The following is a 22,544-nucleotide window of genomic DNA, read 5'->3' as shown; positions in this document are numbered from 1 at the left end:
TGTATATAAATGAGAGTAGTAGTACAACGTGTCAAACAAGCATCTGTAACAAATGAAACGTTAAATAATCAAATTGGAAAAGGTTTATGTTTGTTAGTTGGTGTCGGTAAAGATTCGACTGAAGCAGATGTGCAAGCAGTGGCAAAAAAGATAGCCAATGCAAGAATCTTTGAAGATGAAGAAGGAAAAATGAATTTGAATGTTCAGCAAATCGGGGGTGAGATATTATCTATATCTCAATTCACGTTATATGCTGATGTTAAAAAAGGCAATAGACCTGGCTTTTCAAATTCTAAATCTCCAGATGAAGCAAATCGCTTATACGAAGCATTGAACGATACATTACGTACTTATGACTTAGAAGTTAAGACAGGTGAATTCGGTACTGATATGTTAGTGGATATCGCAAATGACGGTCCTGTGACGATTATTTATGAAAGTCAGGACGGCAAAGTGATATGAACCGAATAGAACGGTGGTTTAAAAAGCATAGACTTAAACCGATTCCCGTACTCATTGCTGCACTCTTAATTATTATTGTTGTATTTACGATAATTCTCGTTGCCAATTATCAAGATAAACATGATGATAGTGTAACAATGAAAGAAGATGCAGAATTAAGAACGGGTCCTAATGCCGTTTATCCTGAGATTTTTCCTGCTGAAAAAGGTGAAACATTCCATAAACTTGATAAAAAAGGTAAATGGATTTATGTTGAAACGAGTAATGGCAAGCAAAAAGGATGGGTGGCTGGATGGCATACGGATTTAGATATTCCGCCAGATAATGATCCGAATGCTAAGCCGTTAAAAGGCAAAGTGATTGTACTGGACCCTGGTCATGGCGGTGGTGACCAGGGAGCAGCCAGTGGCACTAAGTATAAATCTTTAGAAAAAGTTTATACTTTAAAAACTGGATTGGAGTTAAAAAAGAAACTTGAGCAAGAAGGCGCAACTGTTAAAATGACGCGTGACAATGATAATTACGTCAAACTGAAAGATAGAAATCTTAAAGGTGATGCGTTTATCAGCTTACATAATGACGCTTTGGAGTCTCCTGAAGCAAATGGTGCAACAGTATATTGGTACAAGAAAAAACAAGAAGATTTAGCACAAGTTTTAAGTATGAGTATACAGAAAAAAGGTTTGCTGTCACCTAAAGGTGCAAGACAGGAAAATTATCAAGTATTGCGTCAATCTAAAATACCGGCTGTGTTAATTGAGCTAGGATATATCAGTAATCCAACAGATGAGATGATGATACGAGATAAATTGCATCGTCAAATATTAGAACAGTCTATTGTTGATGGTTTGCGTATGTATTTTTCAGCTTAAATAGTTGCAATCAATGCTTAAAATCGTTATGATATTATCTGAATAAAATAATTAAAACCGTTACGATTCTTGAATAGACATTACGAAATGATACAAGAGAAATAATCCTAGGCTGAAAGATTATTCAGAGTAATTTTGTCATTATTGAACACAAGAAGAGGTGAAGGTAAATAGTTACTGTTTATCTTCCGTACAACATACGTTAAATGTTTAAAGTGGAACTGTGCTATACAGTTCAATTAGGGTGGCAACACGGAAAATTCGTCCCTTGTGTGATAGTGATATCATACAAGGGGCTTTTTTATTTCTAAAAGGAAGTGACGATATGATTAAAATCCCACGTGGTACACAAGATATTCTGCCTGATCAAAGCAGAAAATGGAGATATATTGAAACAAAATTAGATGAATTAATGGAACTTTATAATTATAAAGAAATTCGCACACCTATTTTTGAAAGCACTGACTTATTCGCAAGAGGTGTCGGCGATTCAACAGATGTTGTACAAAAAGAAATGTATACATTCAAAGATAAAGGTGATCGCAGTATTACATTAAGACCAGAAGGTACTGCAGCAGTAGTTCGTTCATACATTGAAAATAAAATGCAAGGTGATCCGAACCAACCGATTAAACTTTACTATAATGGTCCGATGTTCAGATATGAACGTAAACAAAAAGGGCGTTATCGTCAATTTAATCAATTCGGTGTAGAAGCAATCGGTGCCGAAGATCCAAGTATTGATGCTGAAATTTTAGCAATGGTAATGCATATCTATGAATCATTCGGCTTAAAACACTTGAAACTTGTGATTAATAGTGTGGGTGACTTTGATTCTCGTAAGGAATATAACGAAGCGTTAATTAAGCACTTTGAACCTGTCATTGATACGTTCTGTAGTGACTGCCAATCTCGCTTGTATACGAATCCAATGCGTATTTTGGATTGTAAAGTGGATAGAGATAAAGAAGCGGTTAAAACTGCACCACGCATCACAGAATATTTAAACGAAGAATCAAAAGCTTATTTTGAACAAGTTAAAAGTTATTTAGATGAATTAGGTATTCCTTATGTGGAAGATCCAAACTTAGTTCGTGGTCTGGATTATTATACACACACTGCTTTTGAATTAATGATTGACAGTCCAGATTATGATGGTGCCATCACAACACTATGCGGCGGCGGACGTTACAATGGTTTATTAGAATTACTAGATGGACCAAAACAAACAGGTATTGGTTTCGCATTAAGTATTGAACGTTTACTACTTGCGTTAGAAGAAGAAGGTATCGAAATCGAAGATGAAGATCATTTAGATTTATTTATTGTAACGATGGGTGAGAAAGCGGACCGTTACGCAGTTAAATTATTAAATGATTTACGCCATCACGGTATTAAAGCAGATAAAGATTACTTGAAACGTAAAATTAAAGGTCAAATGAAGCAAGCGAACCGTGTAGGAGCTGAATATACGATTGTAATCGGCGACCAAGAACTTGAAGATGGAAATATCAATATCAAACATATGGAGAGCGGAGAATCAGAAGCGATTCAACTCACGGATTTAGTTTCATATTTTGAAGAGAAGAAAGCGAAATAAGAGGAGAGAGTAATTATGAGTAAAAGAACAACTTATTGTGGTCTTGTAACGGAAGACCTTTTAGGACAACACGTCACTTTAAAAGGATGGGTACACAATCGTCGTGACTTAGGTGGATTAATCTTTGTTGATTTACGTGACCGTGAAGGCTATGTACAAATCGTCTTCAACCCAGACTTTTCTAAAGAGGCATTAGAAGTTGCGGAATCTATCCGTTCTGAATACGTGATTGAAGTTGAAGGTACAGTAACAAAACGTGATCCTGAAACTGTAAACCCTAAAATTAAAACAGGTAATGTTGAAGTACAAGTTGATAAAATCAATATCATCAACAAAGCACAAACTCCGCCATTTTCAATAAATGATGATTCACAACAAGTGGATGAAAATATCCGTTTAAAATATCGTTATTTAGATTTAAGAAGACAAGAACTTGCGCAAACAATTAAAATGCGTCACCACATTACACGCGCAATTCATGAATATTTAGATAAAGAAGGTTTCTTAGATATCGAAACACCTTTCTTAACTAAATCAACACCAGAAGGTGCACGTGACTATTTAGTACCATCTCGTGTGCATGAAGGTAAATTCTATGCGCTACCGCAATCACCACAATTGTTCAAACAATTATTGATGATCAGCGGCTTCGATAAATATTACCAAATCGTAAAATGTTTCCGTGACGAAGACTTACGTGCAGACAGACAACCTGAATTCACGCAAGTCGATATTGAAATGAGTTTCGTAGACCAAGAAGATGTTATGGAACTTGGTGAAGACATGCTGAAAAGTGTTGTAAAAGATGTTAAAGGTGTTGAATTGACTGAACAATTCCCACGTATGACATACGCAGAAGCTATGTCACGTTATGGTTCTGATAAACCAGATACACGTTTTGACATGGAGTTATTGGATGTTTCAAAACTAGGAGAAACAATGGACTTCAAAGTCTTTAAAGATACAGTAGAAAAAGGCGGGGAAGTAAAAGCATTAGTTGCGAAAGGTGCTTCAGACAAATATACACGTAAAGATATTGATAAATTAACTGAGTTTGTGAATATCTATGGCGCAAAAGGATTAGCTTGGGTCAAAGTTGTTGAAGATGGCTTAAGCGGACCAATCGCAAGATTCTTTGAAGTTGAAAATGTTGAAACATTAAAATCTTTAACAGATGCAGAAGCAGGAGATTTAGTATTATTTGTTGCAGATAAACCAAGTGTTGTCGCACAAAGTTTAGGTGCATTACGTGTAAAATTAGCGCATGAGTTAGGCTTAATTGATGAAGATAAATTAAACTTCTTATGGGTAACAGATTGGCCGTTACTTGAATATGATGAAGATGAAAAACGCTATGTAGCAGCGCACCATCCTTTCACATCACCTAAAGATGAAGATTTAGACAAATTAGATTCTGAACCAGAAAAAGCACAAGCGAAAGCGTACGATATCGTATTAAACGGTTATGAATTAGGCGGCGGTTCAATCAGAATCCACAATGGTGATATTCAAGAAAAAATGTTTGAAGTCTTAGGCTTTACAAAAGAAGAAGCACAAGATCAATTCGGCTTCTTACTTGATGCATTCAAATATGGTGCACCACCACATGGCGGTATCGCATTAGGTCTTGACCGCTTCGTCATGTTATTAACAGGACGTACAAACTTACGTGATACAATCGCATTCCCTAAAACTGCGTCAGCTGTATCATTAATGACACAAGCACCAAGTGAAGTTTCTAATAAACAATTAGAAGAATTAGCATTGCGTATTCGTCATTAATAGAAAAATTACACTTTGAGAGTGTTTATATTTGCAATTACCATTTTATGTGGTAATATCTAAATATAAGATAGTCGTCTGAAATACTCGTAGTTTGCTGTATGTATTTTGACCTAACACTCTTTGATCAGGGAGCCCAATAGGTTTTCTTGCAGCGCACACGCCTCTTAAGGAGGACTTGCAAAACAAGAAACAGGGCACCCACCTGTAATTAGCAGGCCAAAATGATCAAGCTCTAATAACTACGGTACAACGGATTCTATCGTACGTAGGACTTCGGTCCTACGTATTTTTTTTATTTTCTTTTCAAAGTTTGGCTTTTTTCACGAAATAATATTATCTAAATTTGTTATAATGGTATATGGTAGTAAAGTTAGATTAAAGGAGTATAGATTTGATGAAACATCAATTTTCACGTAATGAATTGGCATACGGTAAAGAGGGACTTGATTTATTAAAACAACAAACAGTTGCAGTACTTGGCGTTGGGGGCGTTGGGTCTTTTGCAGCAGAAGCTTTAGCTAGGACAAATATCGGCCATATCATTTTAATTGATAAAGATGATGTGGACATTACTAATGTGAACCGTCAATTACACGCACTTACAACGACTATCGGTCAAAGTAAAGTGACATTGATGGAAGAACGTATCAAATTAATCAATCCAGATTGTAAAGTAACTTCTTTACATATGTTCTATACCGAAGAAACGTATGAACAACTGTTCAATGATTATGATATTGATTACATTATTGATGCGAGCGACACAATTATTTATAAAGTGCATTTGATGAAGGAATGTTTGAAACGCGACATTAAAATCATTTCTAGTATGGGTGCTGCAAATAAAACAGATCCAACACGTTTCCAAATTGCCGATATTTCTAAAACGAATACAGATCCTATCGCAAAAATAATTAGACAAAAATTGAAAAAAGAAGGTATTAAAAAAGGGATTCCAGTTGTTTTTTCAGATGAAAGTCCAATCGTCATCAGAGAAGATGTTAAAGAAACAGTCGGCGATAAAAATGCGGCAACGCGTAAAGGTCAAATGCCACCATCTTCAAATGCATTTGTGCCAAGTGTAGTAGGCTTAATTTGTGCAAGTTATGTCATCAACGATGTCTTAAAAGATATACCTGTGACTAGAATTAAAGATAAAAACCAAAAATAAAAAGGCTGATGTAGAATCGTAGACTGACTACGATTCTTCTATCAACCTTAATTAACGCTTGTTTTGCTGCTTAGTAATATTGTCATAGATTTGTTTAAGTTGCTGTTCAGTTTTAGATGTTGTTTTAGGATGGTAATAATGTCTGTTTTTAAGTTTATCCGGCAGATATTGCTGTGGTATAAAGCCATTCTCAGAATCATGCGGATATTGATAACCAATTGCATGACCTAATTCTTTAGCGCCTTTATAATGACCATCTTTAAGATGATTAGGCACTTGGCCGACATGACCTTTTCTAATATCAGATAAAGCAGCGTCAATGGCTTTGATACCTGAATTTGATTTAGGTGATAAGCATAATTCAATAACTGCTTGACTGAGCGGAATGCGTGCTTCTGGAAATCCTAAACGTTCTGCAGATTCAATGGCAGCGAGTGTACGTTGCCCGGCACCAGGGGATGCTAAACCGATATCTTCATAGCTGATCACTAGTAATCTTCTCGCGATGGTTGGGAGATCTCCTGCTTCAATCAGTCGTGCAAGATAATGTAATGCGGCATCAGTATCACTGCCTCGAATTGATTTTTGGAAAGCACTCATGACATCATAGTGCATGTCACCATCTTTATCACTGACAAAGCTGCCTTTTTGCATACAATCTTTGGCATCTTCTAAAGAAACGTGAATTTTGTCATTCTCATCAGGTTTAGCACTTAGTACTGAAAGTTCTAAGGCGTTTAAAGCACTGCGCACATCACCGTGACTTTGAGTAGAGAAGTATTGCATTGCATCATGATCAACTGTTGCATGATAGGAAGCAAGACCGCGTTCTTCATCAGCTAAAGCGCGTTCTAATGCTACAGCAACATCTTCTTCTGTCAGAGGATAGAGTTCAAATATCTGTGCTCGTGAACGAATAGCAGGATTAATCGCATGGTACGGATTGGATGTTGTCGCACCAATAAGTACAATTTTTCCGTTCTCTAAGTGAGGTAACAGGAAATCTTGTTTAGCTTTATCTAAACGATGGATTTCATCAAGCAGTAAAATGACTTGACCAGACATTTTCGCTTCTTCAACCACCATTTGCATGTCTTTTTTGGTATTTGTCACAGCGTTTAATTGTCTGAACTTAAACTGTGTAGAACCTGCGATGGCTTTCGCAATACTGGTTTTTCCAATACCAGGAGGTCCATAAAAAATCATTGAAGTCAGTCGTTTGGATTCAACCATTCTTCTAATGATACCTTTTGGACCAACTAAGTGTTGTTGTGATATGATTTCATCTAGGTTTTGCGGACGCATTCTAGATGCTAAAGGTTCGTTAGTCAAGATAGAGTCACACCTTTCTATTACTATATTAACGTAAAAAATGCTAGAATTGAATAAAATAAAATCGGATTAAGCGAGGTAATAAAATGAAAATTTCAACAAAAGGGAGATATGGCTTAACCTTAATGATTTCTCTTGCTAAGAGGGAAGGTCAAGGTTGCGTATCGTTAAAAACTATTGCAGAAGAAAATAAATTAAGTGATCTATACCTAGAACAATTAGTAGGACCTTTAAGAAATGCCGGATTGATTCGTAGTGTACGCGGTGCTAAAGGTGGATACCAACTCCGTGTCCCAGCTGATGAAATTAAAGCCGGAGATATTATTCGCCTGCTTGAAGGTCCGATTTCATTCGTTGAAAGTATAGATTCAGAGCCGCCAGCACAACAAGAACTTTGGTTGCGCATGAGAGACGCAGTCAGAGAAGTATTAGATGGCACAACGTTAAAATATTTAGCAGACTTTAACGATACTGATAAACGCGATAATTACATGTTCTATATTTAATAAGTATTGCAGTTCAACTACAGGTTGTTGGACTGCATTTTTTAATGCGTAATATGGATACGTTTATTCAAATTCACATGTGGTATTCATATAATATAACTAGATTTGAAATAATTGGAGGAATCGATTATGGCAAATAAAGGTGAAGACAAATTAGAACAAGCAAAAGGCAACGTTAAAGAAACAGTAGGTAATGCTACTGATAATAAAAAATTAGAAAATGAAGGTAAAGCAGATAAAGCTTCAGGTAAAGTTGATGAAAAAATCAATGATGCTGCAGACAAAGCAAAAGATGCAGCTGGCAAATTAAAAGATAAATTCAATAAAGATAAATAATTATCAATCAATAAATAGAAATAACGGGCAGAATCATTTAAGGTTCTGCCCGTTATTTGTGTTTAAGCAAAATACTGATCAACGTATATATATTTATTTACGAACTTGTTTCATAACACGTTGTAAGCGTTCGAATGATTCTTTTTGTTTTTCTTGATCATAGATATAACTGATTGCCATCAATTCATCAAACTCGCCGTAGATATCCATGAATTTTTCGATTTGTTGTTTAACAGTTTCTTCTGAACCTATTAATGAAACACCTAAGCGACCTTTTGCCATTTGTAATTCTGCAGGAGTAAGCACATCTGCTAAATTATCAATTGGTGGTTGCAGCGGTTCCATTCTGCCGCGTGTAATGCTCACTGTAACTTGTGCTAATGTTGTTGCTAATTTTTCAGCTTCTTCATCTGTTTCAGCAACAATCGCATTCAAGCATACAATCATATATGGTTTGTCTAATACTTCAGATGGTTCGAATAATTCTTTATAAATGGACATAGCTTCTCTCATTTGTTGCGGTGCAAAGTGACCAGCAAATACATAAGGTAAGCCCATTCTTGCAGCGAGATGTGCAGAGTCTGTAGAAGAACCTAAAATATATAACGGAACGTTTTTATCAACAGCAGGATATGCACGTACGTAGCCTTGTTGGTTTTTTGGTCCGAAGTATTTTTGTAGTTGTGCAACTTCTTCAGGGAACGCATAAACACCATTATGTTGATCTCTGCGTAATGCGCTCGCTGTCATCATATCTGTACCCGGTGCACGGCCTAAGCCTAAATCGACTCGCTTTTTAAACATTGTTTCTAATGTACCGAATTGTTCAGCTACGACTAATGGTGCATGGTTTGGCAACATAATACCGCCTGAACCGACACGGATGTTTTTCGTATGTTCTAATGTGTGTTGAATCAATAACGCTGTCGCAGAACTCACTAAATTCGGAGCGTTATGATGTTCTGCAATCCAATATCGTTCATATCCTAATTCATCTAGATGTTGAGCTAAGTCCACCATATTATCGATGGCTTGCTTCTCATCTTCACCTGATTTAACAGGTACTAAATTGAGTGCAGAAACTTTAATTTCATTCACATAAAGACCTCCTCGTTTTGAATGATATATTAATTATAACAAGAACAAATATTAGAAAGAATTTTATTGCTTAAAGCATGTGCTTTGCATGTTATAATATTTGTGGAACAGAGTACTAGAAAAATTGTAGTGTTGGTGCTAGAATTGGAACATTGATAAAATTGTGAGGAAGTGTCTGACAAATGGAAGTATATGCAGATTATGCAGCAACAACTCCAGTAAAAGAAGAAGTAATTGATAAGATGATGGAATTGTATGCGAAGCATTATGGCAATCCTTCATCCATTCATCGTGTAGGTAGAGATGCCAGACAATATTTAGATGCATCACGTAGAGAAATTGCGTCATTATTAAGCGCAACGCCTAATGAAGTGATTTTCACTAGTGGGGCAACTGAATCTAATAATACTGTGATTAAAGGGTTAGCATATGCTAATCAACATAAAGGAAAGCATTTAATTACATCAAAAATTGAACATCATTCTGTCTTACATGTATTTGAACAACTAGAGCGTGAAGGCTTTCACGTTACGTATTTAGATGTTGATCGTGAAGGTATCATCGATTTAGAACAATTAAAGGCAGCTATGAGTGATGCAACTATTCTTGTTTCTATCATGTTTGTGAACAATGAAGTAGGTACCGTACAGCCGATGTATGATATAGAAGACATCGTTAAAGCACATGATGCTTATTTACATGTGGATGCTGTACAAGCAGTTGAACATCTGCCGATTGAATTTGATGATTTTAAATTCGATACAATGAGTATAACAGCACATAAATTCGGTGGACCTAAAGGTGTCGGTGCATTGTTAGTTAAACCGAAGACACCTATTCAATTTTCACAACTTGGCGGTGAACAAGAAACAAAACGTCGTGCAGGAACAGAAAATGTACCGCAAATTGCGGGAATGGCTGAAGCATTAAAATTAGCTACAGAACATCGTGATGAAAACAACATTCATTTAATGAATCTTAAAGAAACATTTTTAGTTAACTTGCAAGAACGCAGTATTCCATTTGAAGTGAACGGTTCAATGACCGATACAACAGGACATATCTTGAACTTGTACTTCCCATTCATCGATGTGGAAACGATGTTAACTTTGCTTGATTTAGCGAATATTGCAGTCTCATCAGGCTCTGCATGTACTGCAGGTTCAACTACACCATCACATGTCTTAGCAGCCATGTATGGTAATGACGACCCTAGAACAAAACAATCTATCCGCTTCAGTTTTAACGAATTAACAACTGAACGTGACATTAAATATATCGTAGCAGAAATACAGAAAATTTATTTGAAATTTAAGGAGGAATAAGCGTGAGCAACCAAGATACTCGTGTTGTAGTAGGAATGTCTGGTGGCGTAGACAGCTCAGTGACTGCCTATCTTTTAAAAGAACAAGGCTATGACGTTATCGGTATTTTCATGAAAAACTGGGATGACACTGATGAAAATGGCGTTTGTACCGCGACAGAAGACTACAATGACGTGATTGCTGTTTGTAACCAAATCGGTATACCGTATTATGCGGTAAACTTCGAAAAAGAATACTGGGATAAAGTCTTTACTTACTTCCTAGATGAATATAAAAAAGGACGCACACCAAATCCTGATGTGATGTGTAATAAAGAAATTAAGTTCAAAGCATTTTTAAACCATGCTATGAAACTCGGTGCAGATTATGTGGCGACAGGCCATTATGCACAAGTAAGACGCAATGAAGATGGCACAGTAGAAATGCTGCGTGGTGTGGATAATAATAAAGACCAAACATATTTCTTAAATCAACTGACACATGAACAACTATCTAAAGTAATGTTTCCGCTTGGCGGCATGGAGAAATCAGAAGTCAGAGAAATCGCGTTAGCACAAGATTTAGCAACTGCGAAGAAAAAAGATTCGACAGGAATCTGCTTTATCGGCGAACGAAACTTCAAAGATTTCTTATCTAATTATTTACCAGCACAATCTGGTGATATGCGCACATTAAACGGTAAAAAAATGGGAACACACGGCGGTTTAATGTATTACACAATCGGTCAACGTCATGGTCTAGGTATCGGCGGCGATGGAGATCCATGGTTTGTTGTAGGTAAAAACCTTGAAGATAATGTGTTATATGTAGAACAAGGTTTCCATCATGATGCATTGTACAGTGATTATTTGATCGCTTCTGACGTTTCACTTGTGAATGATATCGACTTATCACAAGGTTATCGTTGTACCGCAAAATTCAGATATCGTCAAAAAGATACAGGGGTGACAGTGACACAAATCGGTGATGATCAAATCCGTGTTGATTTTGATGAACCAGTACGTGCAATCACACCTGGACAAGCCGTTGTATTATATGATGGCGACGTTTGCTTAGGTGGTGCAACAATTGATGATGTTTATAAAAATGAAGGTCAACTCACATATGTTGTCTAAATTTTAATCAGGGACTAGGACTTTCCTAGTCTCTTTTTTACATAGTTTCAAGTTTTTCTGATAAAATAAAGAGTTGAATAAGAAAGAAATGAGGACTAAGCATGAAACAAGAAGAAATTTATCAGTTAATTAAAGAAGGTCAATTTGAAACAGCGTTAAAAGCACTGTTTGAAAATATTGATGCACATCCTGAAGACATTGAAAACTACATTAATTCAGGTATTCTGCTTGCGGAAGCAGGTGAAATTGAAAAAGCTGAGAAATTTTTCCAAAAAGCTTTAACTATCGATCCGAACAACGGTGCGATTTATTATAATTTAGCTAATGTTTATTATAATGCAGAAAGTTTTAATGATGCGATTAAACTTTATCAACAAGCACTCAAAACAGGTGTCGATGAAGCGGATACCAATTATATGATAGGGATGTCATTTAATAACTTAGGTGACTATAAATCTGCATTACCTTTCCTTATGCGTGCTGCAGAATTAGATCAAAATAAAGATGAAGAAATTCAATTCCAATACGGTTTAGTCCTATGTCATTTGGAATTGTTTGACCAAGCTGTCAAACAGTTAGATACCGTGTTAAATATAAATCCCAAACATACAGACGCATTATATAACCGTGGTTTAGCGGGTTATATGTTTACTGAAGAAATCTATGAAGCAATCCCATACTTTGAAAAAGCAATAGAGATTGATCCAGAACATTTATTAAGTCAGCATGCACTTAAAACATTCACCCAATTTGATGCAGAGGAGGAATAAATTTGGAGAACCCTACATTGTTTGACTATTCGATGGTCAAAGGAACAGTAGAAGCAATCTTATTTCAAAATAAAGATAATTTCTATACCGTATTAAAAGTAGATCCGATTGAAACCAATGAAGATTTTGATAATATGCCTACAATTGTGGGGTTCTTTCCTGAAATTGCTGAAGGCGATGTTTATACCTTCAAAGGTCAAGCTGTGACACACCCTAGATACGGCAAACAATTAAAAGCTGAAACTTTCGAAAAAGAAGTACCGCAAACAAAAGATGCGATTATCAGTTACTTATCGAGTGATTTGTTTAAAGGTGTCGGTAAGAAAACGGCTGAAAATATCGTAAATACACTTGGTGAAAATACCATCAATAAAATTTTAGATGATCGTTCAGTCCTAGAAGAAGTACCGAATTTATCTAAAAAGAAACAAAGTCAAATCGCAGATCAAATCTATAGTAACCAAGAAGTAGAAAAAATTATGATCAGACTTCATGATTTAGGCTTCGGTCCAAAATTAGCGATGAGCATCTATCAAGTTTATCAAAGTGATACCTTACAAACGATTGAGAAAAACCCGTATGATCTTGTCTATGATGTACGTGGTGTCGGTTTCCATAAAGCAGATACTTTAGCTAAGAATTTAGGCATAGAATATAACGCCCCTGAACGCTTAAAAGCAGGTCTGCTTTATACGATAGAAGAAGAGTGTATTAAACAAGGTCATACATTTTTACCTAAAGATTATGTATTAGAAACTTCGTTAGAGATGTTAAGCAAGGGATATGACCAAACGATAGATGCCAGTATGTTAGAAAAAATGATACTTGAATTGACAGAAGAAAGTAAGTTGGTGGAAGCGGATGAAACACTTTCTATCCCAAGCTTATATTATTCAGAAGTCAAAAGTGTGCAGAACCTGTATCGTATTGCGTCACATCAAGCTAAATTTGAGAATATCGAACAATCTGACTTACAAATCAATATTGGTGAAATCGAGGAAATGAATGGAGTCAACTACGCATCTTCTCAAAAAGAAGCACTTGAAACAGCGATTAATTCAAAAGTCATGCTGTTGACAGGTGGTCCAGGTACAGGTAAAACAACGGTTATCAAAGGCATCGTTGAACTCTATGCGGAAACGCATGGTTTATCCTTATCCTATGACGATTACCAAGAAGATGATTATCCGATAGCGCTTGCTGCACCTACAGGACGTGCAGCCAAACGTTTACAAGAATCAACTGGACTTGAAGCAATGACTATCCACCGTTTAATCGGCTGGAGTCAAGATACCAAGCCTGAAGATGTCTTAGAAAATGAAATTACTGCTAAGCTCATCATTATTGATGAAATGTCGATGGTAGATACATGGTTGTTTCATCAGTTCTTAAATGCAGTGCCGATTGATGCACAAATCATTTTAGTCGGAGATGAAGACCAATTACCATCAGTCGGCCCAGGACAAGTGTTTAAAGATTTAATTGATGCGAAAGTCATTCCACGTGTTAATTTAACTGAAGTCTACCGTCAACAAGATGGTTCTAGTATCATTGAACTCGCACATAAAATGAAATTAGGTCAGCCGATAGACATTACTGAGCGATTCCACGATCGCAGCTTTATTCCTTGTACAGCTGAACAAATACCAGATGTAGTCAATAAAGTGGTGAGTTCTGCTGTTAAAAAAGGCTACGATATGAGCGATATTCAAGTCTTGGCTCCGATGTATCGCGGCAGTGCCGGCATTAAGCGTTTAAATAAAGTATTACAAGATATCTTGAATCCTAAAGCTGAAGATGCAAGAGAGATTGAGTTCGGAGAAGCGGTCTTTAGAAAGGGCGACAAAGTCTTACAACTTGTGAATCGTCCTAATGATAATATTTTCAATGGTGATATCGGTGTGATTGTCGGTATCTTCTGGGCACGTGAAAACGAATTAAATAAAGATATACTTGTCGTTGATTTCGAAGGCAATGAAATTACATTTACCAAACAAGATATGATGGAGTTAACACATGCTTATTGTACTTCCATTCATAAAGCACAAGGTTCAGAGTTTCCAATTGTTATTATGCCGATTGTAAAACAATATTATCGCATGTTGCAGCGTCCGATTATCTATACAGGACTTACACGTGCCAAACAATCTTTAGTTTTTCTTGGTGACAGCCAAGCCTTTGACATCGGTATGAAGACCCATGGCCAAGTTCGTATGACGAGACTCGCACAATTGCTCAGAGATTACTTCGGTCATGAGAGTGAAACAAATGAAGAACAAGCAGATGAACAAATAAATGATCAAACAACCTCAGCACCTGCACAACAACTCGTAGAATTAACAGAAGCAACGATTTATGAAATTGACCCGATGATTGGTATGGGTAAGGTCACACCTTATACTTTTAATCATGAATAAAGTGTTGTGTGAAGTATGATATATGTTGACTTTTAAAGTCTGTCAGACTAAAATAAAATTAATTCGCATAAAGCCGAGTAAGCAAATCGTTATGCCTAAGAGAGGTACCGGGTGGTGTAAGGTATCGCATCATTTGCTGAACGCTACTTTATGTCAGTCCGTATAAGAACAAGAGTGATGCAGGATAATTTGCTGCATAACTAGGGTGGTACCGCGATGCATTCGTCCCTTTGAGGATGAATGCATTTTTATTTTGTGAAAGAACCTATACGGCAATGTTTTAAATATGTATATTAGGAGTGAGTTATTTATGAAGCGATTAAAAGCAAGTGAAATCAGACAAAATTTCATTGATTACTTTAAAGAAAATGGACATATGGTCGAACCTTCTGCACCTTTAGTACCGATTGATGACGATTCATTATTATGGATCAACTCAGGTGTTGCGACATTAAAAAAATACTTTGATGGACGAGAAATTCCAAAAAAACCACGTATCGTGAACGCGCAAAAAGCGATTCGTACAAACGATATTGAAAACGTTGGTTTTACTGCACGTCACCATACTTTCTTTGAAATGTTAGGGAACTTTTCTATTGGTGATTATTTCAAACGTGAAGCGATTGAATTTGCTTGGGAATTCTTAACTAGTGATCGTTGGATGGGTATGGAACCTGAAAAATTATACGTGACCATTCACCCTGAAGATATGGAAGCTTTCGATTTATGGCACGATGTCATCGGTTTAGATGAAAGCCGTATTATTCGTATTGAAGGCAACTTCTGGGATATCGGTGAAGGTCCATCAGGTCCGAACACAGAAATCTTCTATGACCGTGGTCCAGACTATGGTCAAGATGATCCGGCTGAAGAAATGTATCCAGGTGGCGAAAACGAACGTTACTTAGAAGTATGGAACTTAGTCTTTAGTGAATTCAACCATAATCCTGATCATACGTATACACCACTTCCAAATAAAAACATTGATACCGGCATGGGTCTAGAACGTATGGCATCGATTGCGCAAAATGTACGTACTAACTATGAAACTGACCTATTTATCCCAATCATTGAAGAAGTTGAACAAATTTCAGGTAAGAAATATCAACAAGATGCTACGCAAGATGTTGCATTCAAAGTCATTGCGGATCATATCAGAACCATCGCATTCGCAATCGGTGATGGCGCTTTACCAGCAAATGAAGGCCGCGGTTATGTCTTACGCCGTTTATTACGTCGTGCAGTTCGTTTCAGTCAATCTTTAGATATCAACAAACCATTTATGTATGAACTTGTCGATACAGTGGCAGACATTATGGAACCTTACTATCCAGAAGTAAAACAAAAAGCAGATTTCATTAAACGTGTCATTAAATCTGAAGAAGAACGTTTCCACGAAACATTAGAAGAAGGCTTAGCAATTTTAAATCAATTTATCAAAACAGCTAAAAAAGGCGATAAAATGATTAAAGGTGAAGATGCGTTCAAATTATATGATACGTATGGTTTCCCAGTTGAATTGACTGAAGAAATCGCTGGTAACGAAGGTTTAAGTGTCGATATGGCGACATTCGAAACAGAAATGCAGCAACAAAGAGATCGTGCACGTCAAGCACGTCAAAATTCACAATCAATGCAGATTCAAAGTGAAGTGTTGAAAAATATTACGACAGATAGTGAATTTGTCGGTTATACACATACAGATTATCAAACGGAGTTAACAGACTTAATTTATAATGGCGAAGCGGTAGAACAAGCAGATGCGGGTGAGACAGTTTACTTTATCTTAAAACAAACACCATTCTACGCTGTTTCAGGTGGTCAAGTGGCTGACCAAGGTACAGTCGGCAATGACAACTTCGAAATTGAAGTGACTGAAGTAACGAAAGCACCAAATGGTCAAAACTTGCATAAAGGTATCGTGCAATTCGGTCAAGTCACAAAAGGCGCACAAGTCGACGCTTCAGTTAACCAAGAAGAACGTCGTGCTATAACGAAAAATCATAGTGCAACCCACTTATTACATGCTGCGCTGAAAGAAGTGTTAGGTGACCATGTCAATCAAGCAGGTTCACTCGTTGAAGGCGAACGTTTACGTTTTGACTTCTCACATTTCGGTCCTGTGACTAAAGAAGAATTAGAACAAATTGAACGTCGTGTCAATGAACAAATCTGGAACGGCATCAATGTTTCAATCAAAGAAATGCCGATTGAAGAAGCCAAAGCTTCAGGTGCAATGGCATTATTCGGTGAAAAATATGGCGATATTGTCCGTGTTGTAGATATGAAACCATTCTCAATTGAATTATGCGGCGGTATTCATGTTCAAAACACATCAGAAATCGGTTTATTTAAAATTGTCAGCGAATCAGGTACAGGTGCTGGTGTCAGACGTATTGAAGCCTTAACAGGTAAAGCAGCATTCTTATACCTTGAAGGTATCCAAGATAAATTCAATGAAGTGAAACACTTAGTGAAAGCTAAAGACGATACGCAAGTGGCTGAAAAAGTAACACACGTGATTGACAGCGAAAAACAATTACACAAACAATTAGAACAACGTAACCAAGAAATCACTGCACTAAAAATGGGCAGCTTAGATGATCAAGTTGAAGACATTAACGGGTTGAAAGTATTAGCGTTACAAGTAGAAGCAGACAATGCGAAAGCCTTAAGACAAACTATGGATGATTTCAAATCTAAATTACAAGATGCGGTCATTATTTTAGCAAGTGATGTCGGTGGTAAAGTTGCTTTAGTTGCGACGGTACCGAAATCAGAGACAAATAAAGTCAAAGCAGGCGACATTATTAAAGAAATGGCACCTGTTGTCGGCGGTAAAGGAGGCGGTCGTCCAGATATGGCACAAGGCGGCGGCAGCGAGCCAAGTAAGATAACAGATGCATTACAATTCATTAAAAACTACATTAAATCACTATAATCTCCTTGCACTCTCATGTAGAATAGAGGATGTATCAGCCTACTATAGTAGAAGGAGTGTGTAGTAAAATGAACAATTTTGATAAAACAATGCGTTTCAATATTGAAGAAGTACCAAAAGATGATGTTAAATCCGTGCTGACTAATGTGTATCGTACCCTTGAAGAACGTGGTTATAATCCAGTAAACCAAATTGTAGGATATTTACTTTCAGGAGATCCTGCGTATATCCCACGTCATAACGAAGCAAGAAATCAAATCAGACGTATCGATCGTGATGATATCATGGAAGAACTTGTTTCTAATTATTTGAAGGTATCAGATAAAGAATAATCAATGTTATCACATAAAATTATCGGATTAGATGTTGGCAGCAAAACAGTCGGCGTTGCTGTGAGCGACTTAATGGGTTGGACTGCTCAAGGCTTAGATACACTCCGAATCAATGAAGAAGAAAATGAATTAGGTATAGACCGCTTGGCAGCTATCATCAAACAAGAGGATGCAGATACTGTCGTGATAGGATTACCGAAGAACATGAATAATTCTATTGGATTTAGAGGCGAAGCTTCGTTAAAATACAAAGAAGCACTCCTTGAAGCATTACCAGATCTTAAAGTGGTAATGTGGGATGAGCGCCTAAGTACAATGGCAGCTGAAAGGTCATTGTTAGAAGCAGATGTTTCTAGAAAAAAACGCAGCAAGGTCATCGATAAAATGGCAGCTGTGTTTATCTTGCAAGGCTATTTAGATTCACTTTAATTTACCGTAAAAGGAGCGTTATTTATGTCAGAGAAAAATCAAAATCAAGAAGCGGAATTACAAATCAATAACGATGAGGAATTATTAACTTTATTCGATGAAGAAGGCAATGAAGTCCTTTATCGTAAAGTATTAGAATTTTATCATCCTGAATTTGACAAAGAATATGTCATTTTAGCTGAAGAAGGCGAAGCGTCAGACGACGATGATATGATTGAATTAATTCCGATGATCAATGTCCCAGATGAGTCTGGTGACGGCGGTAAATTCTTACCAGTTGAAACTGAAGAAGAGTGGGACATGATTGAAGAAATCGTTAACACTGAAATGGAATAAATGAGCAGTTATGAAGCGGAGGTTATCCTCCGCTTTTTTCGTGCCTCGAAATCCAATTTTCACTTGACTCATAACAAAGTATTTTGCAGATATTCATTCTGAGTACTTAATATTCAATAGGTTTTATGGTAAAATATGTAAAGTTAAATAATGATATGTGCAACAGCGATATAAGAATCAGTCAAACTGCGACTGATTTATTTTTATTCTTTTGTACATTGTATGGATAAAGGAAGAGAAATATGAGCAAAAATGAAAGTTATTTAGTTGCGTTATCACAAAAGCATTCCCATCCATTAGAAAGATTAAGACCTTATGCGATAGATCATGAGGTGCCGATTATTCATCCTTTATCATTAGATATGATCAAACAGTTGATACGCATCCATCAGCCAAAGCGTATTTTAGAAATCGGTACTGCTATTGGCTATAGCGCTATGCATTTTGCGTCTGTTGATCCTTCTGTGCATATATGGACGATTGAACGTGATAAAAACATGTATCAACAAGCTGAACAAAACATTGAAGACTTTGGATATCAAACGCAAATTCATATGATTTATGGAGATGCGAGAGAAACATTTGACCAAGTCTCTGATACACAGTTCGATATGATATTTATCGATGCGGCAAAAGCACAAACAAAGAAATTCTTTGAACTGTATACACCCTTGCTTAGAGAAGGCGGTTTAGTCGTTGTTGATAACATTTTATATCATGATTTTGTTGCTGATATTGATGTGGTTCGCAGCAGAAATATTAAACAAATGGTGAAGAAGATTCAAAAGTTCAACGCATGGTTAAATGATAACGAAGCATATCAAACAAACTTTTTAGATATAGAAGACGGTTTAGCAATAGCCGTAAAAGGAGACTCGAAATGACAGAATTACTCGTGACACCTAAATCAGTCGCACATATTGAGACTTTAATTGAAAAAGGTGCTGATGCTTTTGTGATAGGCGAACAAAAGTTCGGTCTACGCTTAGCAGGTGAATTTGATCGTACTGCGATGAGAGAAGCGGTCGATATCATTCATGCACATGGCAAAAAAGCATATGCGGCTGTTAACGGTATTTTTCATAACTATCACTTAAACGCTGTAGAAGATTATATTGATTTCTTACACGAAATCAGAGTAGATCGCATTATCTTCGGTGACCCGGCAGTCGTGATGTATGTTAAAGCACAACAAGACCCGATTGCTTTGAACTGGGACGCTGAAGCATTAGTCACAAACTACTTCCAGTGCAATTACTGGGGTAAACGTGGTGCGAAACGTGCTGTACTTGCGCGCGAATTGAATTTAGAAGAAATCTTGAACATTAAAGCACATGCGGATGTTGAAATTGAAGTACAAGTCCATGGTATGACATGTATGTTCCAATCAAAACGTATGCTGCTCGGCAATTATTATACATTCCAAGACAGACAAATGAAGATAAAACGTAATGAAACAGACAAGGATTTATTGTTATACGATGAAGAACGCGAAAATCAATATCCTGTGTTTGAAGATTATAACGGCACACATATTATGTCACCGAATGATATCTGCTTGATTGAAGAGTTAGAGCCGTTGCTTGAAGCGGGCATCGACAGCTTGAAAATTGATGGTGTATTACATACAGAAGAATATATTAACGTATGTACAGAACAATATAGAGAAGCCATTGATTTATATCATGAAGACCCTGAAGCTTATGAAGATGAAAAATTCATGCTCGTTGATCCGATTGAAGCCATTCAACCAGACCATCGACCATTCGATGAAGGATTCTTATTCAAACATACCGTTTATTAAGGAGGAAAAATCTTGGTTACTCAAGTTAAAGAAGTAAAAACACAACCTAAACGCCAAGTGAAAAAGCCAGAGTTGCTTGCACCTGCAGGTAACTTGGAAAAACTGAAAATTGCTGTACATTATGGGGCAGACGCAGTCTTTTTAGGCGGACAAGAATATGGACTCCGTTCTAATGCTGATAACTTCACAATGGAAGAAATCAAAGAAGGCGTTGAATTCGCATCACAATACGGTGCAAAAATTTATGTCACAACAAATATCATCGCGCATGATGAAAATATGGATGGTTTAAAAGATTATTTAAGAAATCTAGAAGCCACAGGCGCAACAGGAATTATTGTTGCGGACCCATTGATTATTGAAACATGTAAACGTGTCGCACCTAAACTTGAAATTCATTTATCAACACAACAATCACTAAGTAACTATAAAGCAGTAGAGTATTGGAAAGAAGAAGGTTTAGATCGTGTTGTACTTGCACGTGAAACAGGCGCAATGGAAATGAAAGAGATGAAAGAAAAAGTAGATATCGAAATCGAAGCTTTTATCCATGGCGCAATGTGTATCGCATATTCCGGTCGCTGTACTTTAAGTAATCATATGACAGCACGTGACTCTAACCGCGGCGGATGCTGCCAAAGCTGTCGTTGGGATTATGACTTATTAGAACTCGATGAAGATGGCGACTTAGACTTGTTTTATAAAGAAGAAGAAGTCGTTCCATTTGCGATGAGTCCTAAAGACTTGAAGTTAATCGAATCTATTCCAAACATGATGGATATCGGTATTGATTCACTTAAAATTGAAGGACGTATGAAATCAATTCACTATATTGCGACTGTTGTTTCTGTCTATCGTAAAGTGATTGATGCGTATGCAGCAGACCCTGACAACTTTAAAATTAAACCAGAGTGGTTAATAGAATTAGATAAATGTGCTAACAGAGACACTGCTTCTTCATTCTTTGAAGGCACACCAGGTTACCAACAACAAATGTTCGGTAATGAATCTAATAAGAAAACACCATATGATTTCTGCGGTTTAGTGTTAGACTATGACAAAGAAACAAAAATGGCGACAATTCAGCAGCGTAATCACTTTAAACCTGGACAAGAAATTGAATTCTTCGGTCCTGAAATCGATAACTTTACACAAGTCGTCGAAGCGATTTATGACGAAGAAGGCAATGCATTAGATGCTGCACGTCACCCACTTCAAATTGTTCAATTTAAAGTGGATCATGATATTTATCCAAACAACATGATGCGAAAGGAAATAGGATAATGAAAGCCACTACCATTATAGGCATTGCAGGCGGTTCTGGATCAGGTAAAACATCAGTCACAAACGAAATTCTGCATAATTTAGAAGGTCATAGTGTTGCATTAATTGCACAAGACTACTATTATAAAGACCAATCACATTTAACATTTGAAGAACGCTTACAAACGAATTATGACCATCCGTTTGCGTTCGATAATGATTTATTGATTCAAAATCTAATCGATTTACGCAATGGTATACCTGTAGAGGTACCGACGTATGATTATGTCAATCATACGAGAAGCCCTGAAACCATTGCATTTCAACCGAAAGATGTTATTATCGTAGAAGGAATATTTGCACTAGAAAACAAAACATTACGTGATTTAATGGATGTTAAGATTTATGTCGATACCGATGCAGATTTACGTATCTTAAGACGCTTGATGCGTGATACGAAAGAGCGAGGTCGCTCTATGGAATCTGTCATTGATCAATATATGTCTGTCGTACGTCCGATGCATAATCAATTCATCGAACCGACTAAACGTTATGCGGATATTATTATCCCTGAAGGCGGCAGCAATAAAGTTGCTATCGATATAATGACGACAAAAATCCAATCATTAATACAAAATCAACAGTAACAC

Annotated in this window: 21 protein-coding genes and 1 other RNA gene; 20 read left to right on the top strand and 2 right to left on the bottom strand. The window is 36.8% G+C overall.

What is annotated here, in order from left to right; translation table 11 throughout:
* Positions 1–9 precede the first annotated feature (9 nt).
* The 6 genes from dtd (at position 10) to HMPREF2603_RS10760 (ending at position 5,890) form a co-directional block, all read left to right on the top strand.
* Positions 10–462: a D-aminoacyl-tRNA deacylase gene (gene dtd, locus HMPREF2603_RS10785; RefSeq protein WP_002481116.1), complete on the top strand. Its 453-nt coding sequence runs from the start codon at positions 10–12 to the stop codon at positions 460–462.
* The gene (locus HMPREF2603_RS10780) at positions 459–1,334 is read left to right on the top strand and encodes an N-acetylmuramoyl-L-alanine amidase family protein (RefSeq protein WP_002481115.1); all 876 of its coding nucleotides are present in this window, start codon (positions 459–461) and stop codon (positions 1,332–1,334) included. The genes dtd and HMPREF2603_RS10780 overlap by 4 nt, the downstream gene beginning before the upstream one ends.
* Before the next feature lie 325 nt (positions 1,335–1,659).
* The gene (gene hisS / locus HMPREF2603_RS10775) at positions 1,660–2,934 is read left to right on the top strand and encodes a histidine--tRNA ligase (protein ID WP_060804780.1); all 1,275 of its coding nucleotides are present in this window, start codon (positions 1,660–1,662) and stop codon (positions 2,932–2,934) included.
* A 15-nt stretch (positions 2,935–2,949) separates the two neighbouring features.
* A complete protein-coding gene (gene aspS, locus HMPREF2603_RS10770; RefSeq protein WP_060804779.1) occupies positions 2,950–4,716 on the top strand; it encodes an aspartate--tRNA ligase in 1,767 nt (588 codons plus the stop codon).
* A gap of 72 nt (positions 4,717–4,788) precedes the next feature.
* A non-coding RNA gene (ssrS, locus tag HMPREF2603_RS10765) (6S RNA) lies at positions 4,789–4,979 on the top strand.
* A 134-nt stretch (positions 4,980–5,113) separates the two neighbouring features.
* On the top strand, positions 5,114–5,890 hold the full coding sequence (locus HMPREF2603_RS10760; protein ID WP_060804778.1) for a tRNA threonylcarbamoyladenosine dehydratase: 777 nt from the start codon (positions 5,114–5,116) through the stop codon (positions 5,888–5,890).
* 51 nt (positions 5,891–5,941) lie between these two features.
* Here HMPREF2603_RS10760 and HMPREF2603_RS10755 read toward each other — a convergent pair whose 3' ends face one another.
* Complete coding sequence (locus HMPREF2603_RS10755; protein WP_060804777.1) at positions 5,942–7,222, bottom strand: replication-associated recombination protein A; 1,281 nt, start codon at positions 7,220–7,222, stop codon at positions 5,942–5,944.
* Positions 7,223–7,308: 86 nt separating this feature from the next.
* Here HMPREF2603_RS10755 and cymR point away from each other — a divergent pair, with 86 nt between their 5' ends.
* The gene (gene cymR / locus HMPREF2603_RS10750; RefSeq protein ID WP_002481110.1) at positions 7,309–7,728 is read left to right on the top strand and encodes a cysteine metabolism transcriptional regulator CymR; all 420 of its coding nucleotides are present in this window, start codon (positions 7,309–7,311) and stop codon (positions 7,726–7,728) included.
* Positions 7,729–7,857: 129 nt separating this feature from the next.
* The gene (locus HMPREF2603_RS10745) at positions 7,858–8,064 is read left to right on the top strand and encodes a CsbD family protein (RefSeq protein ID WP_002481109.1); all 207 of its coding nucleotides are present in this window, start codon (positions 7,858–7,860) and stop codon (positions 8,062–8,064) included.
* Positions 8,065–8,157: 93 nt separating this feature from the next.
* Here HMPREF2603_RS10745 and HMPREF2603_RS10740 read toward each other — a convergent pair whose 3' ends face one another.
* On the bottom strand, positions 8,158–9,162 hold the full coding sequence (locus HMPREF2603_RS10740) for an LLM class flavin-dependent oxidoreductase (protein ID WP_060804776.1): 1,005 nt from the start codon (positions 9,160–9,162) through the stop codon (positions 8,158–8,160).
* A gap of 182 nt (positions 9,163–9,344) precedes the next feature.
* Between HMPREF2603_RS10740 and HMPREF2603_RS10735 the strand changes: the two genes are divergently transcribed.
* The 12 genes from HMPREF2603_RS10735 to udk all read left to right on the top strand — a co-directional run bounded on the left by HMPREF2603_RS10735 (position 9,345) and on the right by udk (position 22,541).
* Positions 9,345–10,487, top strand: a complete 1,143-nt coding sequence (locus HMPREF2603_RS10735; RefSeq protein WP_060804775.1) for a cysteine desulfurase family protein — start codon at positions 9,345–9,347, stop codon at positions 10,485–10,487.
* A 2-nt stretch (positions 10,488–10,489) separates the two neighbouring features.
* The gene (gene mnmA, locus HMPREF2603_RS10730; protein ID WP_002481106.1) at positions 10,490–11,602 is read left to right on the top strand and encodes a tRNA 2-thiouridine(34) synthase MnmA; all 1,113 of its coding nucleotides are present in this window, start codon (positions 10,490–10,492) and stop codon (positions 11,600–11,602) included.
* Between the two features lie 101 nt (positions 11,603–11,703).
* Positions 11,704–12,372: a tetratricopeptide repeat protein gene (locus HMPREF2603_RS10725; RefSeq protein ID WP_002481105.1), complete on the top strand. Its 669-nt coding sequence runs from the start codon at positions 11,704–11,706 to the stop codon at positions 12,370–12,372.
* A gap of 2 nt (positions 12,373–12,374) precedes the next feature.
* Positions 12,375–14,789, top strand: a complete 2,415-nt coding sequence (locus tag HMPREF2603_RS10720) for an SF1B family DNA helicase RecD2 (protein ID WP_060804774.1) — start codon at positions 12,375–12,377, stop codon at positions 14,787–14,789.
* Between the two features lie 310 nt (positions 14,790–15,099).
* Positions 15,100–17,730, top strand: coding sequence for an alanine--tRNA ligase (gene alaS / locus HMPREF2603_RS10715; protein WP_002481103.1), 2,631 nt, complete (start codon positions 15,100–15,102; stop codon positions 17,728–17,730).
* A gap of 68 nt (positions 17,731–17,798) precedes the next feature.
* Positions 17,799–18,062, top strand: a complete 264-nt coding sequence (locus HMPREF2603_RS10710) for an IreB family regulatory phosphoprotein (RefSeq protein ID WP_023015119.1) — start codon at positions 17,799–17,801, stop codon at positions 18,060–18,062.
* A gap of 3 nt (positions 18,063–18,065) precedes the next feature.
* The gene (gene ruvX / locus HMPREF2603_RS10705; protein WP_002481101.1) at positions 18,066–18,491 is read left to right on the top strand and encodes a Holliday junction resolvase RuvX; all 426 of its coding nucleotides are present in this window, start codon (positions 18,066–18,068) and stop codon (positions 18,489–18,491) included.
* Positions 18,492–18,515: 24 nt separating this feature from the next.
* Positions 18,516–18,827, top strand: a complete 312-nt coding sequence (locus HMPREF2603_RS10700) for a DUF1292 domain-containing protein (protein ID WP_002481100.1) — start codon at positions 18,516–18,518, stop codon at positions 18,825–18,827.
* Positions 18,828–19,069: 242 nt separating this feature from the next.
* Complete coding sequence (locus tag HMPREF2603_RS10695) at positions 19,070–19,711, top strand: O-methyltransferase (protein ID WP_002481099.1); 642 nt, start codon at positions 19,070–19,072, stop codon at positions 19,709–19,711.
* Entirely contained in the window at positions 19,708–20,631 is a 924-nt protein-coding gene (locus HMPREF2603_RS10690) for a peptidase U32 family protein (RefSeq protein WP_002481098.1), read from the top strand. The genes HMPREF2603_RS10695 and HMPREF2603_RS10690 overlap by 4 nt, the downstream gene beginning before the upstream one ends.
* Before the next feature lie 12 nt (positions 20,632–20,643).
* Positions 20,644–21,915: a peptidase U32 family protein gene (locus HMPREF2603_RS10685; RefSeq protein WP_070469018.1), complete on the top strand. Its 1,272-nt coding sequence runs from the start codon at positions 20,644–20,646 to the stop codon at positions 21,913–21,915.
* Positions 21,915–22,541: a uridine kinase gene (gene udk, locus HMPREF2603_RS10680; RefSeq protein WP_002481096.1), complete on the top strand. Its 627-nt coding sequence runs from the start codon at positions 21,915–21,917 to the stop codon at positions 22,539–22,541. The genes HMPREF2603_RS10685 and udk overlap by 1 nt, the downstream gene beginning before the upstream one ends.
* Positions 22,542–22,544: the final 3 nt, after the last annotated feature.

Origin of the sequence: Staphylococcus sp. HMSC055C03, from assembly GCF_001809385.1 — a bacterium.
GTDB lineage: Bacteria > Bacillota > Bacilli > Staphylococcales > Staphylococcaceae > Staphylococcus > Staphylococcus simulans.
This window is presented reverse-complemented; position numbering and strand designations above follow the sequence as displayed.

Coding starts and splice junctions, on each gene's coding strand:
- hisS (WP_060804780.1), top strand. CDS start 1,660: ATGATTAAAATCCCACGTGGTACACAAGATATTCTGCCTGATCAAAGC.
- HMPREF2603_RS10710 (WP_023015119.1), top strand. CDS start 17,799: ATGAACAATTTTGATAAAACAATGCGTTTCAATATTGAAGAAGTACCA.
- HMPREF2603_RS10780 (WP_002481115.1), top strand. CDS start 459: ATGAACCGAATAGAACGGTGGTTTAAAAAGCATAGACTTAAACCGATT.
- cymR (WP_002481110.1), top strand. CDS start 7,309: ATGAAAATTTCAACAAAAGGGAGATATGGCTTAACCTTAATGATTTCT.
- aspS (WP_060804779.1), top strand. CDS start 2,950: ATGAGTAAAAGAACAACTTATTGTGGTCTTGTAACGGAAGACCTTTTA.
- HMPREF2603_RS10735 (WP_060804775.1), top strand. CDS start 9,345: ATGGAAGTATATGCAGATTATGCAGCAACAACTCCAGTAAAAGAAGAA.
- udk (WP_002481096.1), top strand. CDS start 21,915: ATGAAAGCCACTACCATTATAGGCATTGCAGGCGGTTCTGGATCAGGT.
- HMPREF2603_RS10695 (WP_002481099.1), top strand. CDS start 19,070: ATGAGCAAAAATGAAAGTTATTTAGTTGCGTTATCACAAAAGCATTCC.
- dtd (WP_002481116.1), top strand. CDS start 10: ATGAGAGTAGTAGTACAACGTGTCAAACAAGCATCTGTAACAAATGAA.
- HMPREF2603_RS10725 (WP_002481105.1), top strand. CDS start 11,704: ATGAAACAAGAAGAAATTTATCAGTTAATTAAAGAAGGTCAATTTGAA.
- HMPREF2603_RS10760 (WP_060804778.1), top strand. CDS start 5,114: ATGAAACATCAATTTTCACGTAATGAATTGGCATACGGTAAAGAGGGA.
- HMPREF2603_RS10690 (WP_002481098.1), top strand. CDS start 19,708: ATGACAGAATTACTCGTGACACCTAAATCAGTCGCACATATTGAGACT.
- alaS (WP_002481103.1), top strand. CDS start 15,100: ATGAAGCGATTAAAAGCAAGTGAAATCAGACAAAATTTCATTGATTAC.
- HMPREF2603_RS10745 (WP_002481109.1), top strand. CDS start 7,858: ATGGCAAATAAAGGTGAAGACAAATTAGAACAAGCAAAAGGCAACGTT.
- ruvX (WP_002481101.1), top strand. CDS start 18,066: ATGTTATCACATAAAATTATCGGATTAGATGTTGGCAGCAAAACAGTC.
- HMPREF2603_RS10700 (WP_002481100.1), top strand. CDS start 18,516: ATGTCAGAGAAAAATCAAAATCAAGAAGCGGAATTACAAATCAATAAC.